Source organism: Dactylosporangium sp. NPDC049742, from assembly GCF_040674675.1.
Taxonomy (GTDB): domain Bacteria; phylum Actinomycetota; class Actinomycetes; order Mycobacteriales; family Micromonosporaceae; genus Dactylosporangium; species Dactylosporangium maewongense.
The window spans coordinates 81376-103916 of the sequence record NZ_JBFANF010000003.1; the positions used below are offsets into that span (position 1 = coordinate 81376).

Sequence of the window (22541 nt, forward strand, 5' to 3'; positions counted from 1 at the left end):
TGTATCGATCCATCGCTCAGCGAGCTCCCCCGGCGGGAGCCACAGCAGAAAACGGGGTGAGACGAACTTGACCGACACACCAGGTGTGGGCACGGTCCACGCGACCCAGGACCAGCTCAACACGATGGCCAACAAGTGCATGGAGACCCGCGAGAGCATCGCGACCGGCATGGCGCAGCTGCTGGACCGGATCAACGGCCTCAGCGGGGCAGGCATGTCCGGTGCCGCGAACAACGCGCTGCAGGGCTCCTCGGCCCAGCTCAACCAGGGCCTGACGAAGATGCTGAACGCTCTCGACGACCTCGCCGGGAAGATCAGCAACGCCTCCTCGACGTTCGGCGTCAACGACGATGACGCGGCGAACGACATCCGGGCCGCGGCTGCCGCCACCGGCGACTCCACGGTCATCGCCGCCCTGCGTGGCTGACCCTTCCGCGACGAGACCTTCGAGAGGCAGGAACATCCATGGGAGCGGGATACGGCGCTGACGGCGCCATCACCTACAACTTCGGCCAGATCGCGGACGTAGCAACCGCCATCGGCACCTACACGGGTGCGGTCGAGGGGTCCCTCGAGGACCTCTACACGCAGTTCACCCAGCTCTTCGCCGCCGACTGGCACGGCGCCGCCGGCCAGGCGGTCGACTCCGCCCGCACCGAGTGGAACTCGGGCATCAGCGACATCAAAGCCGCCCTGTCGCAGGTCGGTGTGAAGCTGGGCGCGTCGGCCGAGCGGATGCAGGCGGTCGACAAGCAGATCGCCGCGGGCATCTGACCTGTCCGTTGGACCGGTCACGAAGGATGTGACGAAGACCGCCGGGGTTCCGGGGCGGGGCTGCGCCGGAGCCTCGGCGGGTGCACACTTGGACACCCGAGGCACAGTGATCGCGGCTTGACGGGGAGGTGCCGTGGATCGTCCCAACTGGGGCGCGATCGAAGGGATGCTCGCCGATCTCAAGCGGGTCACCAAGGAGCTGCCCGAGATCCAGCGCAAAGCCCTCGAGGTCACGGGCACCGCGTGGTCGGACGACCGCACGGTCAAGGCCGTGGTCGGCCCGCGCGGGCACCTCATCGAGCTCGAGATCGACCCTCGGGTCTACCGCAAGCCGAACTCCAAGGAGCTGGCCGCGACGATCGTGGCCACCGTCCGCAAGGCCATCGAGGAATCGGCGCGGCAGGCACAGGAGATCTACGACGAGGCACTGCCGTCGGACATGCGCGCGGCCCGGGCCGGCGGCATGGACATCAACAAGCTGATCCAGAGCCACGATGCCGACATCCGGCGACAGGGGGACGACGATGGGTGACTACGTCATTCTCGGCAGCACCGCCGCCGACCTGCTCAACTCGGCACAGAAGATCAAGGACCTGGGCGGCCGGCTCACCAGCACCATGTCGACTGCGATCGCCCGGATCGACCCGCTGGACCAGACGGCGACCTTCGGCGGCGACGACTTCGCCGACAGCTTCCTGCACGGCGAAGGCGGCGAAGGCGGTTACCACCAGATGGTCCCGTCCGGCGTCGGTGACGAGAAGACGACGGCCAACCAGGCCGTGAAGACCAACGCCCGCAAGCTCGGCGAGGGCATGACCAACCTCGGCCAGCACGCGCTGGACGCCATGTGGGCCTACACGGCGACCGACGACGACAGCGCCACCGACATCGACAACGCCGCCCGCACCTGAGTGACCTGGGCACCGGCTTGACGACATACGTGCGCCCGGCGCGCCTGCCGGCGACCCGGCGGGGGTGACGGTGGACAACGTCATCGACACCATCATCGGATGGTTCGTCGAGCTCGAGGAGCACATCCCGGGTTCCGGCAACATGGCCCGCGACCTCATCATCGGCAGGGTCCCCGAAGCCGACAAGGAAAGCATCTACACGCTGGCGAGCCATTACGCCGACGCCGCCAACGAGCTCGCCGACCTCTACGAAGAGGTCTCCCACGTCGCCGACGCGCTGATGCAGAACTGGGCCAGCCAGGGCGCGGTCGAGTGGACCGAACAGTGGCTGAACTACCTGCGGGCGGTCGGCGCCACCCTGGAGGGGCTCAGCTCCCTGTCGCAGAGTCTGGACGGCTTCGGCTTCCAGATCGAGCTGCAGGAGTTCATGGTCGCACTGAACCTCATCATGCTCGGCGCCCTGCTCCTGCAGCTCATCATCGCCGCGTTCTTCTCCGGCGGTGCCTCACTCAGCGGTGTGGTCCCGGCGTTCCTCACCACCGGCAGGCTCATCGGCATCGCCACCACGAAGACCATCACGGCGATCGGCCAGATGACGCTCCGGGTGGCGCTGAGGAGCTTGACCCCGTTCCTGGCACGCGTCGCGCCGACGCTGGTGCGCACGACCGCCCCCGCGCTGACCCGCGCCGCCCTGCCGGCGCTGGGCCGCGGCGCCCTGCCGGTCCTCGCCCGCTCGACGCTGCCGGCGTTGCGCACCGCGGGGACGACGTTCGCGCGCACCACACTGCCCAACTTCGCCCGCAACCTCGGCGCCGGCATCATGCGGGGGCTGCTGCCCAAGAACGTCATCGCCCGGCACGTCGCGGACCGCATGGCCAACCAGTGGCTGCGCTCGACGCTCACCAACGGGCTCATCCGCAACACCCTCGGCCGCAGCGTCGCCGCCGGGGTCGGCCGGTCGGTCGGCTCCCGCGCCGCGACGATGGCCGCCGGCCGGGCCACCCGCGCCGCCTACGCCAGGGCCCTGGAGCAGCAGCTGGCCCGGCAGTTCGGCGCGCGGGTCGGCGGCCGCGCCATGGAAGGGGCGCTCGGCCGCCTCGGCGTCGACGCGGCAGGTCAGCAGGCCGCCCGCAGCGTCCTCATGCAGCAGGCGGCGGCGCAGACGGCCAAGGTGTCGTTCCGCACGGAGATGGCGAAGTATCTCGGCACCCGCATCGCCATGGGCGGGCTGTTCATGGGCGGCGGCAACCTCATCGGTCAGCTGCACATCATCGACAAGCGCGGTCTCGACCCGGGTCTGCTCGACCTGGACCAGGTCAAGGTGTACGCGGCGCAGGGCGCCCTGTTCGGCGCGGGCATGTGGGGCAGCCCGCTCGGCCACGCCATCGGCGGTGGTGTGGCAGGCGGCCTCTTCAACGCCGCGACCGGCGAGAGCATCAAGGACGGCGTCCTGCACGGCGCGTTCGTCGGTGGTGTCTTCGGCGCCGCCAGCCACTTCACCGCGAATCCGGCCCACATGCCGATCAAGATCGGCCAGTCGGTGCACATCGTGCCGGCGGAGCGCGGGCCCGGCTTCATCACCAGGTTCGACACCCCGCAGGGCGTCAACGTCCCCGCGAGGGTCGCCAACCTCAACGGCGTCGAGCAGTGGCACGCGCCGGGCCGCGGTGCCGCGTTCTTCCGCACCGAGGGCGGCACCATCCCCGAGGGTGGGCGGCTGCGCGAGTACGGCGTGATCGACCCCAACGGCAAGGTCCAGGTCCACCGGCACTTCCTCGACCCGATGGTCGTGCCGGACCAGCCGCAGATCGCGCCCAGCTCGTCGGTCGGTGCCGGGTCACCGCCACCCCCAGGCGGCCCGGACGGTGGTGGCCCTCCCGGCGGCCCGCACCAGCCCGCCGGGCCGGCCATCCGCGGACCGCAGGTCGACGGCGGCCCGGTGGTGCGCGGCCCGCAGACCGTGGTCGACGGCGGCGGGGTCGTCCGCGGCCCGGACGCCCTTGTCGACGGCGGCCCGCCGCGCGGCCCCGAGGTCCCGGCCGACCGCGGCGGGGTGGTGCGAGGCCCGGCGGCGGTGCGGACCGCCGACGGCGGCACACTCGTCCGCGGCCCGGAAACCCCGGTGGACGGCGGCACGGCCCGCCCCGGCGAGACCCTGCGCCCCGGCGAGACCCTGCGCCCCGGCGAGACCCTCAGACCCGGCGAGACCATCAGACCTGGCGAGTCCATCAGACCCGGCGAAGGCGTCAGGCCCGGCGAGAGCATCAGACCGGGTGAATCCATCAGGCCGGGCGACAACGGCACTCCTGCCGAGACGATCCAACCCGGTGAGTCCGCACGGCCAAGCGAAACCACAAAGCCCGGCGAGACCACCCGACCCGGCGAGACCACGAGGCCTGGCGAGACAACAAGGCCCGGCGAGACAACAAGGCCGGGGGAGAACGGCAGGCCCGGGGAGAACGGAAGGGCCGGCGAAGTCACCAGGCCCGAGGACGGCACCGCGACGGGCAGGAACGGCCACCCCGCCGACGGCGGTGACCTGCCGCCGCTGCTCGACCGCCCCGGTGACGCAGGACCGGTCGACCGTGGCCCCGCCGGCACGGACCGCACCACCGGACCCAGGACCGACCCGGCACAGAACACGACCGTCAACCCCGCCCGGGATCCGGCGGCCGACCCGGTCACCACCGAACCGCCCGCCGCCGGTCGCAGCCCCGCCGAGATCCCGGCGGATTTCCAGCGGCTGCGCGACGGCTATCCCGAACCGGCCGCGACAGGGCAGGTCACCCGGGCCGAGCCGCGCAACCTGACGCTCGGCCGGTCGTTCGGCGCCGACGCGGCAGGTGACGCCGCCGGGCTGCGCGGTGCCGTCGACCGGGCCGTCGACCGGGTGCCCGCACCGGCCGCTGGCCGCGGACCGAACCTCGCCACGCCATGGCAGGCCGTCCGGATGGCGGCGCTCGGCGAAGGGCTGCACGGTGTATGGTTCCGCGACGGTGGCCTCGCCGAGGTACGCGTCGAGATCGGCCGCAACCCCGGCGGCGCACGGATCCGGGTGGAGTTCCCCGAGCTGCGGTTCGACGACGGGGGACCGGGCCGCCCCGCCGGTCCGGTGCGGGTCGTCATCGACGAACGGGTCGGGGCCGGCAATCCGGCGACCCGCCCGGCGGAGGTCGCGATCGGCCTGCGGCAGGCGCTCAACGTCGTCGACTCCTGGCTGAAGAGCCCGCCGGACGGCACCGCCGTGCCCGTGGAGACCGTGCGCGGCCCGCAGCCCCGCACCAGTGGTTCACTGCCGGAGCAGCTGCGCGACACCGCGGACACCTCCGTGCCGCCGGGCCGCGGTGCACCCGCTCTGCCAGACGGCCTGCCCGATCAGGGGCCGGACCCGATCACGGGCCGCCCGCCGGCGCCGGGCACGCGGGTCCCGCCGCGGATCATGCCGGTCGAGGTCGAAGGGGTGCCACCGCGCGACGGGCTCTCGACACCTGAGGGGACGCGCGACGCGTTCAACCGGTACATCGACGACATCCTCGGCAACGCACAGCCGGACTCGCCGGTGCGCATCACGCTCGAGAAGTACGGGCTGGTGGCGCACTTCCCGGACGGGCACTCGGTGTGGTTCACCCCGCAGGTCAACTCGATCCTGGCGGGCGGGCACCCGGCGATCGTGCGGCCCGAGATGGTCTGGGCGGGCGAACGCTGGGTGCAGACCGGACCGGCGGTGGTCGCGGTGCCCGTGTCCGGGCTGCACCAGCTGCCGGCGGCGTGGCGGGCGCTGCACGACTCGGTGCACGACCTGATACCGCCGTCGAAGACCACGCCGGACGCCCCTGTCAGGGTGCCGGACAACCCGGTGGACACGCCGGCGCGGACCGCCGACCCGCTGCCGGTGAAGCCGTCCGAGCCGGTGCCCGTCGTCAGTGCCGAGCAGGTGCGGGTCCGGGACACCACCCCGGCCGGGTCGCCGCCGCCGCGGGAGATCACCCCGGACTGGGTGGGGGCCCGGCTCGCCGACAGGTCGACCCCGCCGGAGCTGGCCCGGCAGATCCAGGACCACCTGACCGACGGCGGCACCCCGAAGTCGAAGGCGGAGATCGACGCCGCCCTGCAGCGACTGCGGGAAGAGGCGGAGGCCGCCGTCGAGCTCGAGCGCGCCGACCGGCCGCCGCGGGTCAGCGAGCACTACGGAACGCGGTACCGCACCGGCGAGCAGCTCACCGACAACGTCCGGGAGCTCGTCGACCAGGCCAAGTCGCGACTGGAGCGGACGTTCGACCCGTCGCCGCGGCTCACCGAGCGGCTCGAGGCGCTGGACGCGGTCCGGGCACAGGCGGACCGGCTCGACGCGCTGCTACGGGAGGCGCGGGCGACCGGCGACCTGGCCCCGGTCCGTGACGGGGTGCGGGAGCTGAGCCGGCAGGTCCGCGAGTACGGCGACCAGCACACGATCGTCGAGCACGACCAGCACCAGCGCCGTCCCGAGGTCGACGAGGCGTGGCACGACCTGCACGGCGTCGACCCGCTCGACGCGGTGGAGATGGTCAACCGGCAGACGGCGATCGACCCGGCCACCCACCGGTTCCACCCGATGGACCGGGCGATCATCGGCGCGGCCGTCGAGCGAGTCATGCCCCGCGACGTCGCCGACGCCGTCATCGGGCAGCTCGACCGGGCGGTGCCACTGCACGAGGCGCACGCAAGGGAGCTGCTGTCCGCGCGGGAGTACCGCAACACCGAGCACCACATCCAGGGCAACGTCAAGGGCCTCTACGACGGCAGGCTCGAGCGGCTGCTCATCCGGCCGGACAGGTCGCTGATGGAGGTCGCGTCGACGGCGGTGCACGAGACGACGCACGCGCGGCAGCCCAGCTGGTCCCGGGAGGTGGCGGCCTTCCGCCAGGAGATCGCGGACCCGTACGCGCAGGACGTCGCGATCGCCCAGCGGCTGTTCGAGCGCGAATACGCGGCGTTCCAGCAGCAGCGCCAATTCCTGGAGGGGATGGCCGGCAGCCGGACGGCGGCGCAGCTGGCCCGCGACGGGCACGACGCCGCGGTGCCCCGCGACTACCAGTGGCTGCTGGAGTCCGACAGCCGAGTCCGGCAGCACATCATCAACGAGTACGTCCGCGCCCTGCCCAACGGCAAGCAGCTGGCCCACGACGCGTTCGGTGACGGCGCGGAGCTCGAACGCGGCCCGGCGGACGGCGGGTCCCGGCCATTGCACGCCTGGCCGGACGTTGCATCGGGATATCGGGATGTACCACTCAGCGCCGCCGAACAGGCGCGCGCCAGGGTAACGGCAGGACCGGACCCTGTAGTGCCGGGCCGGTCGGCGCTGTTCGACGGTGACGGGCGCCGCCTCGACACCCGTGCGCTCGCCCCGGACGGCGTCGCGTTGTGGGGCATGGGCACCGACGGCACGTTCCTGGTGGTCGCGCCGGACCGTTCCCCCGGCAGCCTGGGGATGCCGCTCGCCGGCTACGGCAGGATCGCCGTCGTCGACGGTGTGGTCCAGTTCCTCTCCGGCGAGCGGATCGCCCCCGAGTACCTGCACCAGGTCACCGACGTGCTGGGCCGGGCCGGGATCGACCTGTCGTTCAAGGTGGCGCAGCCGCGGATGGAGCCGGTGCGACTCGACGGCGCGGCTCGGCAGGCCGTCGAGGACGTGGTGGACCTCTACGCCGCCCGCGTCGACGCGGCGGTCCCCGGCTCGCGGATCGAAGCCCTGCCGGACGGTCAGGTGCGGGTCACAGTCCCCGGCCGGGCACCGGTCGTCGCCGACCTGTCAGGGGTCGCCCAGTCCCTCGCCGGCCGGCTGCACCCGGAGCAGCTGCGCACGGCGCTCACCGAGTGGCTCGACACGTCCGTGGCGGACGGGCTCGACCGTGCCGCGCCGGCCGACCGGCTCGCCGGCGGCGCCCGCGGCCCGGAGCAGGTCCCGGCGATCGCCGACTCGGTGCAGCGAGGCCTACCCGCGGACGCCCGGTGGAGCGTGTCGGCCGGTGCCGACCACGTCGTGGTCCAGCCGGAGAAGGGCCAGCCGATCGTCTTCCGGACCGCCGCCGAACCCGTGCCGCGCGCCGGTGAGCTGCCGGCGGCCGAGCCTTCGACGCCGGTGCGCACGGCCGCGACCGTGGCGGGAAAGCCGGCCGTCGAGGTCGTCGTGCCGGAGTCGGTGCTGCACGATCCGGCCCGGCTCGACAGGTTCACCGCACGCGCCCTCGAGGCACACGCCGTCGACGTCGCCGGCACCCGCAGCAAGGTCAGCGGCTTCGTCAACCGGCTCCTCGGCCAGGACAGCGAGCAGGCCGGCGCGCTGCGGCCGGAAGGCCGGGCGTTCAAGCTCAACGGTGACGACAGGCAGCTGCTCGCCCAGCTGAAGGTGCTCTCCGAGGCCCTCGAGCAGGCCCCGGCGGGGCAGCGCGGCGTCATCGCCCGGGAGCTCCTCGACCTGGACCGGCAGATGTTCAAACGGCCGGGGCAGTCCGGCGCACATGTGCAGTACAACCTCGCCGAGGACGCCCTGCCCGGCATCATCGAGACCATCGAAGGGGTCCGGCGCACCTACGGCACCCAGCACCTGGAGCCGCCCGCGTTCGTGCCCGGCACGCGACCCGGCCCGGAGCTGGCCGGCCTGCCCGACCTTCCGCGCTCCCCGGAGCTGACCGGGGCTCTCCTCGAGGCGGCCGACGGCGGCCGGACCTGGGTCAGCACCCCGCCGCCGGAGGTCGTGGCGCGCGCCGGCCGGTTCGACTCGCACGCCGTCGACGCGCTCACCGGCCACGTCCGGGGGCTGCTGCGGGCCGCCGCCGACCCCGCCTACTGGACCGACGGCCGGCCACCGCGGATCGAGCTGCGCGCGCCCGACGGCATCGAGCTGCAACTGGCCCGGCGGCTCGAACACGTCCGCGAGCCTGTCGACACCGCGTTGTTCACCGACGCGGTCGAGCTCCCGGTGCCGGTGCCGCGGGTCGAGGTCACCGGCCCGCGCACGCACGACTCGCTGCCGACGATGCGGCTGGAGGAGGAGATCCGCCTCCAGGACGCCCGCGACCGCGTGTCGTACTTCGACGCACAGACCCGCGCGTCGATGGAGATCCACCTGCGTGACGGACTGTGGTACGACGCCGAAGGGGTCCCGCTGGACGGGCTGTACCACTTCGTCGTCGAGCCCGGCACGCTGCGGACCTACGCGCTGCACGAGTCGCAGATGGGCCGGTTCAACGCGAAGCACGCGTCGTTCCTCGCCGGTGGCGACACCCTGTCGGCCGGTGAGTTCGTCGCCGTCAACGGCCGCCAGGTGTCGGTGAGCGGCCGCAGCGGGCACTACGTCCCGACCGTCGACCACGCCTGGATGCTGGCGGAGAAGGCCCGCGAGGGCGGTGCCGACGTCAGCATGTTCGACGTCGAGTCCGGTGCCAGCGACAGCAGCCGCTACAGCCGGCTGCGCGGTGAGCAGGCGTTCACGGCGGCCGTCGGCGAGATCGCCAGGCCCGGTGAGATCCCCGGCGTCGCGCGGGTCGACCGCGTCACCACGAGCCCCGTCGCCCGGCAGGACGAGCTCGGCGTTCCCGGTGCGGTGCTGCGGGTGACGACGACCCGCGGCGTCACGTTCGACGTCGACGTGTCCAACGTGCACAACCTGCTGTCGACGAAGCGCCCGGCCGGTGAGGACGCGCTGTCGTTCGCCTCCGACCGGCAGGTGTTCACCGGCGACGACCAGCTCGCCTGGCTCGGCGCGGACCTGCTGCGCGCCCGGATCGAGCTCGGGATGGCCGAGACGGCCGGGCCGCCGCTGCCCACCCGCGACACCGGCGGATCGGCGGCGCCGGCCCGGGTCGAGCCGCTCCTGCCGGACCTTCGGCAGCTGGTCGGTGAGCTGCTCGACGGCCGGATGCCGCCGGAGCGGGCCACGGCTGCCGTCACCGCCGTGCGGGCCGTCGGCGAGGGCCAGATCGACCGTGCCGCAGCCGCCGTCGGCGCCGACGGCACCCCGCTGAAGGCGATGCGGGCCGAGGTCCTCGCCCGGTACCCGGCCATCGTCGACCCGCGGATAGTGGCGCGGCTGCAGGCGGAGGGCCCGGCAATGCTGGCCGCTGCCCGGTCGCCGGAGCAGCTCTACGACATGCTGCGCGAGGAGAGCACCCGGATCGGCAGGTCGTCCCCGACGGGGGTGTCCGGGCTGACCGTGCCCGAGGCCGCCCGCGTCGTCGACGGCCTCGACGCCACGGCGGGCACACCCGGCCGCGGGCACTACAGCTCGCAGGTCGACGCGTGGCTGGAGACACCGCTGGGGCGCGCTCACCACGAGGCCCGCACCGCGCTGGACGTGACGACGCAGGTGCCGTGGCGCGAACCGGCCGACAGCGCCAGGTTCGGCACGCTGGAGCAGGCGCAGCGACCCGCCGCCGGCCTGCCCGAGCCGATCCGGGCGGCGCTGGAGCGGTACCCCACCACGACCGGGCACAACGTCGACACCTACATCGGTCACGACGGCCGCATCGGCGGCCGCGACGAACGGGCCGACGCACTGCGCATCCAGGCGGCGATGCGCCCAGCCGGCGCGGACCTGCTGCTGCACGCGGCCGTGTCGCCGGCCGCCCTCGGCCTGCCCGACGTCACCGGGCTCGCCGGGATGGTCGGTGCGACCGTCACGCACAAGGGGTTCCTGCCCGCGTCCGCGCACACACCGCAGCGGTTCGAACGGATCCGGCTGGCGATCGAGGCACCGGCACAGACCCGGCTGACCGGGATCGATGAACTGACCGACGGGCCGGCCGACGCCGGCGTCCTGCTGGCCGCCGGGACCCGGCTGCGGCTCCTCGGCATCGAGCAGACCGGCGTCGACGTGTTCACCGTCCGCGCCCGGGTCGTCGGGCAGCACGACCCGGCGGCGCTGGCCACACCGCTGCTCGGCCACGACCGGATCGACTGGGCCGACACCCCCGGCGACCGCCCGCCGCAGCGGCCGGTGACCGCGACCGTCGTGCACGGCACGCGCTCGGAGGCCGACCGCCTTCCCGCGCCGGACGCCGCCCGGGTCGGCGGGTCGTTCTGGGAACGCGTCCAGCCGACCGAACTGCACCGGCTGAGCGACTCCGTCATCCGGGAGGTCCGCCCGGTCCAGGTGCACACCGGCCCGGACGGCACCGTCGTCGCCGCCGACGTCGAGGTGCACCGCTGGACCGGCGAGCCGCTGCGGATGCGGGTCACCGCCGGTGACGTCGGCGACCTGCGGGCCCGCACCGAGGTCGCCGAGGGCGCCCCGGCGCGTGAGCCGGAAGCGACCGTCGTGCTGTCGGACCGGCACGCCGACAGCCCCGACCTGCTCGGCACGTTCACCCACGAGACGTGGGAGGTCGACGCCCGGCTGAACCGCCGCGGATGGTGGGGACCGGCCGGCCCGGACCCGCGACCCGACGTGCTGACCGACCGCACGGGCGCACCCGCTGGCGACCGGCTCTCCGACCACGACCGCGGCGGCGTCGGCGACGTGCAGGAGCGCGTCGGGCGGATCGTCGCGGAGCAGAGCCCGGCGGAGCGGGCGGCGCTGATCGCCGACCTGCGGGCGCACCTGCGGCATCTCGGGCTCGACGGGCCGAACGCCCCGGCGCTGTGGCGGATGATCGACGCCGAGGTGCCCGCCGAGAGGCTCTCCCCGGCGCAGCAGCAGCTGTACCTGAACCTGCGCGAACCCGGCTGGGAGCACGTCGCCGCCCTACCACCCTCACCGTCCACTGTGGAACGCGGAGCGCCGCCGCCGCCCGAACCGGGGCCGACGCTGAAGGACCGGCTCCTCGGCCGGACCCCGCTGACCGGTCCGGAACGGGCCGTCCTTTCCGAGCTCACCACGGAGCTGCACGGCCGCGCCGCCGACGCCGCTGCCGACACACGGATCGGGCAGTTGCTGGACCGCCTCGGCCCCGAGTCCGCCGCCCGTGTCGTCGACCGGCTCCCCGCGGACCTGGCCGCGGCGGCCCGCGAGGTGGCCGACCCGGGTGCGTCGTGGCGCGCCGACGCGGCGCAGCAGCGGCACGCGGAGGTGCAGGCCGCCGTCAACGGGGCGCTGCCCGAGCTGACGGCGGCGGGTCTTGTCGACCACGCCCGCCCGCACCCCGGCGGCGACGCCGTGATCGAGGTCCGCACCGCCGGCGGCGAGACGGTGACGCTGCCGGTGCACGAGCCCTTCGCGGCACTCACCGACCGGACCGCCGGGCCGGCCGGTGAGCCGCTGCGGGTGCGTGCCGCGGCGGACCTCGCCGCGCACGTCGTCACCGCCCTCGGCGACCGGCTCGGCGTGCTCTGGGCCGGTGACGCCGACCTCGCCGCCGCCCGGGTCCTCGCCCGCGGCCACGACGCGGCCCCGGCCGAGCTGCGGGAGGTGTGGCGCACTGCCCTGCTCGACCGGCTGTCCACATTGGACGCCACACAGCTCGACGCGCTGCGCGGCGAGCCGCTGCCCGACGGCGTCGCCGGGCCGCTGCACGGCCTGCTCGCCGAGGCGATCCTCGCCGAGACGTGGCCGCTGCTCGTCGGCCCCGACCCGGCCGCGCTCGCCGCCGGCGTCGCGCCGGGCCCGGCCGCCGGGTCGCTGCACCTGACAGGTCACGACGGTCACGTCCGGCAGCTGCCGGCCGAAGACGTCGCGGCACTGCGCGACTGGCTGCGCTCCAGGCTCACCGACGGCGCCGACGCCGCGCTGCTGCGCGCCGAAGCCGCGGCGATCCTGGGCGCGGAGACCGACGTCTACGGCCGGGGCGGACGCACCCGCGCCGAAGGTGCCCTGACCGCCCTGAGCCGCCTGCCGGACACCGTCGCCGAGCAGGCCCGTGCCGTCGCGGAGCGGGTCGTCACGGACAACCCCGCCGACGCGTGGCGCCGCGACGTGCTGCCGCCCGCCGCACAGGAGCTGGCCGGTCACGCCCGCGACGCGGCACGGGCGGCCCGTGCCGCCGACCGGACCGGTGACGGAGCCGACCCGTACGCGCCGCTGCGCACAGGGCAGGTCGCCGAGCAGGTGCGGGTCGCTGCAAGCACGCCCACCGCAACATCCGTCACGGAACTCACCGGCACACTGGACCGGGCCGCGAAGGCCCTCGACGAGCGGGTCACCGCCCGGATCGAGGCCGCGCTGAAGGCCGAGGAGACCGCCGCGGCGAAGGCGGCCGACCGCGACGCGGAGCAGGACCGGACCGATCGCAGCTCCGACGCCCGCGCCGAACGGGCCAGCGTCGCGGCTCAGCAGGCAGCCGACGAGGCCGCCCGGCACTACTCCGCGGCCGAACGGTTCTGGGCGGCCCGCGACGCCGCGACCGCCGCCCGCGACGCGTTCGAGCTCGTCCGGCTGGAACTCGCCGAGCTTGATCCGGCGCGGCTGCGCGAGTACGTCGACGCCGCCACGGCCGCGTTCGAAACCTACCGGCAGGCGGTGGCGGCGACCCAGCCGCTGCACGAGGTCCTGACGGCGGGCGTGCCCGGCGGCCGGATGCCGCACCTGGACGCGGTGACCGACACCGTCAACGCGCTGCTCGACGCCGCCGACGTCGACGTCGCCCTGCGACCGGACGAGGCCGACCGGATCCTGCAGTCGGTGTGGCGGCAGGCCGGCGGCGAGGACGGGGCCGTGTTCCCGGTCGGCATGGGCGCCGCCGAGGTCCGCGTCCGGTTCCACCCGGGCGACGCGGTCGAGGTGCCCCGCCCGCCGACCCGCTCGTCAGAGGTGATCACCGGGCACATGCCGCAGGCGACCGCCGGGCGGACCCTCGGCGCGGCCCTCAACCGCAACGCCGGCCCTGCGGTGGCGTTCCCGGTCGCCGCGGCCCTCGACGCGGCCATCGCCGACGGCACCCCCGGCACGCTCGGCGTGGTCAAGGAGATCGCCCGGCACGCCACCCTGAACCTCGGCGGCGAGCTGCGCCGGCAGTTCTCCGTGCAGGGGTCCGGCAACGACTTCAGCCTCACCGGCGCCGTCGCGGACAACCGCGGCGAGTCAGCGCTGTTCGACGTCGACGGCCACTGGACCGTCCAGGTCCGGCCCGGCCGCCCCGGCGCGGTCTGGACCGACCCGGTCCCCGTCGGTGACCGCGCCGCCGGGCCGGCCGCCGAGCTGCGGCTGTGGGTGCCGCACCCGTACACCGAACCAGCGCTGCCACAGACGGCGACGGACACGCTGCCGGCCGGGCGGCCGCGGGCGGAACAGTTCCCGGAGCACGTCGTCACCGGGCTCACCGGCCTGGAACGGCTCAACGACACCGTCGTCGGCATGCTGCCGGAGCAGTACCGCCACGTCGGCGGGCCGATCCGCCAGCAGGTCCGCACCTTCGTCGTCGAAGAGCTGCCGGGACTGCTCGCCGACGCGATCAACGACCCGGCCGGGGTGCAGCGGCCGATCACCGACGGCGGCCGGGTCGTCGCCACCGTCACCGTGCACACCCGGGTCGTGCCCGGCTCGGCCGAGCTTGTCGGCACCGCGAGCGACAGGTACCACCAGGAGCGGCTGCGCATCGCGTTCTCCGGCGCCTCGGGGTCGGTGACCATCGGCGGCTCCCGGCAGGCGGACATCACCGCCGGGCCGCGCACCGACGCCGGCGAGCTGCCGTTCGGCACCGCCGGGCTGCAGGGCACCGTATCGCCCGGGTCGAGCGCGCGCGACGGGATCAGCGCCGGCGGCACCGCCATCCACCCGAGCGTGCAGCGCTACTCCGGGCACACCCAGGGCTACCGGCTGAGCGTCGTGCACGACGTCACGGTGGAGCCGTCCGGGTGGAAACCGTCGCGGCCCGACATGCTGACCCGCTCGGTGGAGAGCACCGGACTGTTCCGGATGCCTGAGCCGGAGGCGTACCGCTACGGCCTGCCCGTCGACAAGGCCGCTGTCGAGCACCGGCCCGACGGCAGCATCGTCCTGCGCGACGACCCGGTGACCGGCGCACCGCCGAACAGGGCGGAGCGTCTCCCGGACTGGATCGGCGCACGCGGCATCGACGGCGCCGGGCCCGCCCTCGTGCAGCGCCTGACCGGGGCCGACGCGCTGCGCCTCGATGTCGCCGCGAAGCTCGCACAGGACAACCTGCTGCCGAGACCTGACGCCGAGGGCAACCCGCGGCTGTCCGGCGAGCCGCTGCGCCGGGCCGCGGAGCAGGCGAACCTGCGGGCCTTGACCGAGATCTCCGCCGCCCGGCTGGAGGCCGCCTACGACCAGGCAGCGCAGGACGGCATCCTGGTCAACCTGGTCCGGCAGCGCCCCGGTCTCGCACCGGACCACGTCACGCTGCGGCTGCGGATCAAACAGGACTGGGACCGCGCCGAGCTGGTCGGGCACACCACCGCGGAGACCGTCGTCAACCTCGACATCGGCTCGTCGACGTTCGCGCGCACCGGCGGGCGGACCTCGACGCTAGCGGTCCGCGGCGAAGGCGTCGCCGGCCTGACCCCAGGCGACGGTGCGGTCGTCCCCGGCGGGGCAGGTCTCGGCGGGGCCCGCACCGTGACCGGCAGCGCCGGCTGGCGCACCGGCGGCACCGTCAACCAGGTGACCCTCGTCGAGGGCGGCCGGACCGCGATCTTCACCGTGCCGCACGTCCTCGAAGTCGTGCGGGTCGACGCCCACGGCGGGGAGAGCTTCGTCGCGTCGCGGGACGGCTCGGCGCGGGTGCTGTTCCCCGCCGACCTGCTGCCCCGCGCCGGTGCGCCGGTCCTGCCGCCCGCGCCACGGACCGGACCCCCGACATCGCCGGCGGCGCTGAGCTGGGCGACCGTGCTGCACCTCGACGCCGCCGGAGTGTGGGACGCCGTCACCCGGGTGCTGCCCGACGGCGCCCGGCCAGAGTCGGCCGCACACGCCCACCTGACGTCGTTCGCCAACGTGCGCAGCCTGGTCGCCAACCCGGAGTGGCTGCTCACCGGCCACCGCACCGACCTCGCCGTCGACCCGCGCGGCGTGACCCCGCTGCGGGCCGGCCTGACCATCCGGGGCCGGGCCGGCGCGTCGCAGTTCGTCGGCGAGACCGACCTCGTCGTCGGCGACATCAACTTCACGATGGGCGCCGACGCGGTCACGTTCGGCCGGCAGGTCGGCGGCGACGCGGGCGGCTCGCTGCGCGGCGGACTCGACCTCGGCGCCGACACCGACGTGGCAGGCGAACCCGTCGGCGACGCCGCCGGCGGCCTGCGCGGCTCGCGCAGCTGGTTCGACGCCGAGTCGCACACCTCGACCCGCATCTACGGTCGTGAGCGGCTGCGGATCCACACCAGCGGCAACGAGAAGCAGTACATCTACCGCATGCCCGTCGACGTGGAGATCACCGGCGTCGAGCACCACCCGAAGGTCCTCGGCGGTACCCGGACCGCACACGAGAGCCTCCCGGCCCGCGACGTCGTCTACGCCATCCCGGAACGCGTCGCGCTGGAGCTTCACGCGGCCGGTGAGCACCCCGTCCCGGCCGACATGATCGCCGACGCACTGCACCGCTACAGCACCGGGCACCTGACGCTGGACCGCAAGGTCGTCGCCGGGCTCCTCGACCGGTACGGCACGCCGCCGGACCTGGCGACCGGCATCGCCTGGAAGCTTGGCGAGCAGTTCCCGGACGCGTCGGTGCCGAGGACCGTCACGGATCCGGCGGCCCGCATCGGCGCGATCATCCGCCAGGAGCAGGGACTGCCGGCGGTGCCGCCGGCGGAAGGTGCGCTACGCCTCGCCGACCACCTCGGTCAGGCCCTCGGCCACAGCGTCCTGGAGCCCGCGATCCGCCTGTCGGCCCGCGACGGACGCCCGGTCGAGCTGTTCCAGGAAGTCCTGGCCCGGGTCGAGCAGGTCGTGCCGGGCGCTGCCGAGCGGCTGCCCGGCCTGTGGCAGGGGCTGTCCGGCAGCCTCGCCGGCAAACGCTGGACGGGTCAGCTCGACAGCATGCTGTCCCCGGAAGGGTTCACGGCCTCGTTCCCGGTGCCGTCCGGCCGGCTGTGGGTCGAGCACGTCACCGTCCGGATCACCGTCACGCTCGGCGCCGGCACACCCATCGGCACCAGGCCGGACGTGCTGCCGATCCTGCAGGACTACGCGTACGCCCAGCATGAGCAGACACGGGTGAGCGGGTACGGGTACGGCACCGGCGGCAGTGGGCACGGCACCGCCCTGGACACACCGGAGGCCAGTGGCGGCACCAACCGCGGCTACACCAGGTCCGGCACCGTCGGCGGGCAGCGCACCGTCGTGCAGGGCCTCATGATCGCCGACGGGGTCGTGCGGATGCGCCGGCCGATCGAGATCCACATCGAGGTGTCCCGGTCGGTGCCGCACCCGCTGAAGCAGCTGCCGCAGCGGATGGCCGACCTGGTCACCCGGCACGGCGCCCCGAACAGCTCCCACGGCGTCGTCAGCGGCTCGCTGGTGCAGCTGGCCACCAAGGACCAGCTGGTGCCCCGCTCGTCGGCCGTCGTGGACGGCCCGGCCGACCCGCGGCAACTACCGATGCCGGACCGCTCCGTCGTCGAGACCGCCGACATCGGCCGCCTGCACGAGGTGATCAGCGACCGGCTCGCCGGCAAGGACCTGCTGGGCCGCGCCGGGCTCGCCGCCCGCGACGCCGACCTGCGCAGGCAGCTGTCCGCGCTGGCGCACACCCCGGCCCTGGAACGCATCGCCGGCCCCGGCGGGCACCCGTCGATCACGCTCAGCGACCCGGCCCGGGAAAACCGGATGGTCCAGGTATGGGTCCGGGCCGAGCAGTCCCAGCTGCGAGTCACCTCCGAGATCGAGGTCGCCGAGATCCGCCGGGTCAACCGGTCGCAGCGCACCGTCGGCATCGGCGACGAACGGGCCCGGCTCGCCCTGACCGGCCGGACCCTCGCCGAGGACCAGACGAACCTCGGCGGGCTGAGCGAACGCTTCACCGGCGGCGCCGCAGCCGCCGAGCAGACATCCGCGCCGTCCGGTGCCCGCCTGGAGACCAGCGACTTCCAGGAGAGCTCCGCCCGAACCGTCACCACCCGCGTCGACTACCACCTGACGTTCGTCGCCAAGACCGTCGAGCCCGGCGGGCGGGAGACGATCGAGGCGTCCGTGCAGATGCCGGACGCCGCCTCCGGCCGTGCGGTGCTCACCCTCTTCCAGCACGAGCTGGACGCCATCCGCGCCGGGCAGGAAGCCGGCGCCGGGACGAGCCCGCAGTGGCGGTTCGACCCGCGCGGCAGCACCGAAACAGCCCTCATCAAGCTCTCCACGACCGCGTCGCGGCACCCCGACGCCGCCGACCCGATCACCGCGGCGCTGCAGCTGGCCCAGGTCCGCCGCGCGGACGTGCTGCTGGACGTCACCGAGACCGACGGGACCGTCCGCCGCTACCGGGCCGCCCCCGACGGCACGCTGCAGACCGACTTCCCCGACACCGGCTTCGCGACCGCCCGGGCGAGCGTCGACCCGGCGCTCGTCGAGCAGGCCCACCGGCACGGCCTGGACCTGCGGGAGGAGTTCCAGCGGTGGTCCCGCCACCCGGACGGTCACCGCACGTTCAGCGACGCGATCCGGGCCGCGCTCACCGACCCCGCCGCCGCCGAGCTACGCGGGATCGACTCGGAACTCGGCGGCTGGGCGCCGCGCCCCGCCGATCCGTCGCGGCCGACCGCCGCGCAGATCCCCGGCGACGTGCGCACCTCGGTCGACGCCGTCGCGGCCGGCCTGCCGCGCAGCGACCCGCGCCTGGGTGACCTGCAGGTCATCCGCGCCGCCGCCGACAACGTCGAGGAACTGGCCGCCGCCGCCCGGCACAGCGGCGACCTCACGCCACTCAAGGAAGCCCTGCAGGACCTCAGCGACCGGATCCGCGCCTTCGGCGACGAGCTCGCCGACCCGCTCGACCCGGCCGAGCTTGCCCGGCGGGTGTTCGGCGTCGACCCGGCCACGCGCCGGTTCCACGTGCTCGACCAGGCGGTCGCGGTCGTGCTCGCGGAAAAGGTCCTCGGCCCGCGCTTCGCCGCCCGCTACGCCGAGGAGCTGTCCCGGGCGGTGCCGATGGACGGCGAGCACGCCGCCGCGGTGCTCGGCGAACGGGGCAGGCGGGTCGCGGCCGCGATGCTGGAGCAGGTCGCGCCGGGCGTGCACCGCTACGCCGGCTACAGCGAACGGGCCGGTGCGGTGTTCCTGCGGCCGGGCACGCCGTTCGTGGAGGCGGCGGCGAGCGTCGTGCACGAGACCGAGCACGCGATGCAGCCGAGCCGCGAGGCCCAGCGCCGGGCGGCCCTTGAGAGCCTTGAGGGCCTCGCCGACAACGCCACCGCCGCCGACCGTGACGCCGCCCTCGCCAAGGTCACCATCGACCGTGAGCGACCCGCCCACGAGCGGCAGCGCGAATTCCTGCTCGGCCTGGAGCGGCTCACCTCCGCGGAGAATGCGGAGCTGGCGCCGCGGGCCAGCTGGCTGACCGACGGCTCCGACCTCGACGCCGGGCTTGCGGCGCGGTACCTGCACCCCGAGCCCAACGGCCCGGAGCTGATCAGTGCCGTGTTCGGCCCGGACCGCATCACCCCGGCCGACCTGTTCTGGCACGAGGTCAGCGACCGGGTCGCCGAGGTCGCCGAACGGCGCGGCACGACGGCCGCACAGGAGCTGCGGCAGTTCGTCCTGCAGCGGGTGATGGCCCGGGTGTTCACCGCCCACCCCGAGCACTGGATGATCAAGGGCGGGCAGACGCTGCTGGCCCGCTGGCCGGATGCCCGGGTCACCAGCGACATCGACCTCGTCGGTTACACCGGCGCGTCCCGTACCGAGATGGTGCGCCAGTACACCGAGGCCCTGCAGCGCAGCCTCGGGGACCACCTGACCTTCACGCAGACGTACGAGGCGCCGCTGCAGCACGGCAAGGGTGCCCGGCTCAAGCACGACGCCTACCTCAACGGCCGGCTCGTCGCCGAGGTCAGCGTCGACCTGGCCCCGCCGCGCAGCCGGGAGCTGTGGGCCCAGCCGGAGCTCGTCGACTTCCCCGAGCACATCATGCGCACCGGCGTACCGGGGGAGAGCCCGCAGCTGCGGCTCATCTCGCTCACCGACACCCTCGCCCACAAGGTGTCCGGCATGTTCACCCAGGGCGTCAAGACCGAGCAGACCAAGTGCGGCGACTGCCTGCCCCGCACGCAGGGGACGTGGTCGTGCCAGACGGGTGACCTGCCCTACCGGGTGCAGGACCTCGTCGACACGATGATGCTGATCGTGAACCGCCCGTGGGACGCGGCCGCCGTGCAACGGATGCTGCTCGAGGAGTTCACATGGCGGATCGAGCAGGGCGAGCCGCTGCGGGTGCCGGCCAAGTTCTACATCCCGAACCCGGACTGGCACGCCGGCTACGCGGAGTACGCGTCCGGCACACCGGGTCTGCCGCTGCGGACCGTCGCCGAGGCCCTGCCGGTCGCGAGGGCGTTCCTCGACCCGCTGCTCAACCGCACCCGCGAGGCGACCGGCGTGTGGGATCCGGCGCGGCAGGTGTGGGCCGGTGCCGACCCGTTGCCCGCCGGTGAGGTGGCCGCCGCGGGCCGGCTGCGGGTCCTCGTCGTCGCACACGCCAGCGGCCGCGGTGCCGGGCTCGGCGGCCTGCCGGTCGCCAGCGGCGAGATCACCAAGGCGCTTGCCGCGCACCCCGGCGCCGAGGTCACCCTGCTCACTGTCGGCGAGACCGAACCGCACGGTGCCGCGATGATCCGCTCCGTCCCGCCGAAGGAGGGCATGACCCCGCGTGAGCAGCTGTACGAGCTGAGCCGCCGCGAACAGCCCGACGCCGTCGAGGGCCTGCCACCGGCGAACAGCGACGCCTACGACGTGGTCGTCGGGCACTCCCGCTTCTCGAGCACCGCCGCCATGCAGATCCGCAACCGGTGGTACCCGTCGGCCGCGCTCGTCGACGTGCTGCACATGCCGATCGAGCGGTACGCACAGATCCAGGGCCGGGCCGAGCTCGGCGCCGAGTACGCCCGCCGCGAGGCTGTCGTCGTGCGCAACAGCGACCTCGTCGTCGGTGTCGGCCCGCTGCTGACCGCCGAGGCCCGCAACCTCGCCGAGGGCGCGATCCGGCCGCCGAGCTTCCACGAGCTCATCCCCGGTATCGAGCTGCTCGGCGACGTGACCGGGCCGCCGCCGGGCGAGCGGATGCACCTGCTCTTCACCGGCCGGGCATCGGACCCGGTCAAGGGCTACACCGACATGATCGCTTCCGTCGCTGAGCTCGACCGCCGGGGGATCGCCGTGCAGGTGCGGGTCCGCGGTGTCCAGCCCGACGAGCTGGCGGTCCTGCAGGCCGAGGCGGACGCCGCCGTCGGCCGCCCGGGCGTCGTGGAGTTGCTGCCCTACACCACCGATCGCGGTGAACTGCTGCAGGACATGCAGTGGGCACACGCGGCCGTCATGCCGTCGAAGGTGGAGGGGTACGGGCTGTCGGGCGCCGAAGCGGCAGCGCACGGCCTGCCGGTGCTCGTCACCGCCGAGAGCGGGTTCGGGCAGTTCCTGGCCGACTCCGGCCGGATCCCGGGTACCGCCGGCGCGGTGGCGGTCGTGCCGGACGCCGGGCTTGCGGGCAACCAGCCGGCGCGGGCCGCGGTGTGGGCCGACGCGGTCGCTGAGCTGCGCCGCGACTACGTCCAGCGGCGCGTCGAGGCGGGCCGGCTGCAGACCGTCCTGGCCGAGTACACCTGGCAGCACGCGGCCACTGGGCTGGCGCAGGCGATCGTGGAGGCGACACCGGGCGCGAGCCGCGACACGGTGCAGGGTCCGGGCGGCGCGGTCCGGCCGCACACATCCGGCACTGTTCCCGGTGTGGTGACCGGGCCGGCATCGGGAGGCGTGGCCGAGCCGGCGTCGGCCGGTCCGCAGCCGGGCGGCATCAGCGGGCCGGGGACGGGTGCCGGGACCGCTGCCGGTGAGCTGAGGGCCGGTGAGCCGAGGGCCGGTGGTCCCGGGCGTGGTGCTGTTGGTGACGACAGCGCAGCCGGTGGGGTCGGCGGCCCCGGTCGCTCCGCGGATCCGGGGGATCCGGGGGATCCGGGCCGCGGCACGGACGGCGGGCGGCGTGGCGACGAGCGCGGGCCGGGACCGGCGGCATGATGGATGTCGACGGAGATGGGCGGGGCATGACGGTCGAGCGGGCGTTCGAGACGGTCACGGCGGCGGCGGGCCGGCAGGGCGGGCTGGTGACGGCCGCGCAGCTGGAACGTGCCGGCGTCGACCCCGCCACGCGCGCCGAGCTGTCCCGCCGGATGCTGCTGAGCCGGGTCGACTGGGACGTGTTCGAGATCCGCGGCAGCCCGACCCCACCGATCGACGCGCATCCCTACGCGGCCTGGCTGGCACTGCGCCCGGCCGTCTTCGCCTGGGAACGCCCCGGCGCCGGCGGCGATGTGACCGCCGACGCGGTGCTGTCGCACGAGGCCGCGGCCCGGGCGTGGCGGCTCGGTGCGCCGAGCCTCGGCCGGGTCAGCTTCATCGCACCGGAGCCGCTGCCCGCGCCGCGCGCGACCCGGGTGCTGGTCGAGACGCTGCGCCCGGACGAGGTGACCGTCCGGGGCAGGCTCCCGGTCACCGTCGCGCACCGCACGGTCCTGGACCTCGTCCGCGGTCACATGGACCAGGTGGAGCTGCGCCGGGTCATCACCGACGCGGTCCGGCTCGACCTGGTCGACCTCGCCGAGCTACACCGGGATCTCGTGCCGCTCTCCGCCGCGCACTTCTTCCCCACCGACGGCCCGGAGTTCGCCGGCTGGTTCCTGCCCGACCTCGACGACGCCGCCCTGTCCCCGCGCAACGCCCGCGCACTCGCGGCGCTGCTGCGCCCCGACAGCCCCGACAGCCCTGACGGTCCCGGCAGGCTGATCTGA

Annotated in this window: 6 protein-coding genes; all 6 read left to right on the plus strand. The window is 74.5% G+C overall.

Features of this window, described 5'->3' with window-relative positions; genetic code table 11:
• Positions 1–67: 67 nt before the first annotated feature.
• The 6 genes from AB0J72_RS05790 to AB0J72_RS05815 all read left to right on the plus strand — a co-directional run bounded on the left by AB0J72_RS05790 (position 68) and on the right by AB0J72_RS05815 (position 22541).
• A complete protein-coding gene (locus AB0J72_RS05790; RefSeq protein ID WP_350548554.1) occupies positions 68–427 on the plus strand; it encodes a WXG100 family type VII secretion target in 360 nt (119 codons plus the stop codon).
• Positions 428–465: 38 nt separating this feature from the next.
• Complete coding sequence (locus AB0J72_RS05795; RefSeq protein ID WP_363394800.1) at positions 466–774, plus strand: WXG100 family type VII secretion target; 309 nt, start codon at positions 466–468, stop codon at positions 772–774.
• Positions 775–940: 166 nt separating this feature from the next.
• Entirely contained in the window at positions 941–1306 is a 366-nt protein-coding gene (locus AB0J72_RS05800) for a YbaB/EbfC family nucleoid-associated protein (protein ID WP_363394802.1), read from the plus strand.
• A complete protein-coding gene (locus tag AB0J72_RS05805; RefSeq protein WP_363394804.1) occupies positions 1299–1685 on the plus strand; it encodes a hypothetical protein in 387 nt (128 codons plus the stop codon). The genes AB0J72_RS05800 and AB0J72_RS05805 overlap by 8 nt, the downstream gene beginning before the upstream one ends.
• 70 nt (positions 1686–1755) lie before the next feature.
• Positions 1756–21771, plus strand: a complete 20016-nt coding sequence (locus tag AB0J72_RS05810; RefSeq protein ID WP_363394806.1) for a glycosyltransferase — start codon at positions 1756–1758, stop codon at positions 21769–21771.
• 26 nt (positions 21772–21797) lie between these two features.
• Positions 21798–22541 carry a hypothetical protein gene (locus AB0J72_RS05815; RefSeq protein WP_363394808.1) on the plus strand — a complete coding sequence of 248 codons (744 nt, stop codon included), beginning with the start codon at positions 21798–21800 and terminating at the stop codon, positions 22539–22541.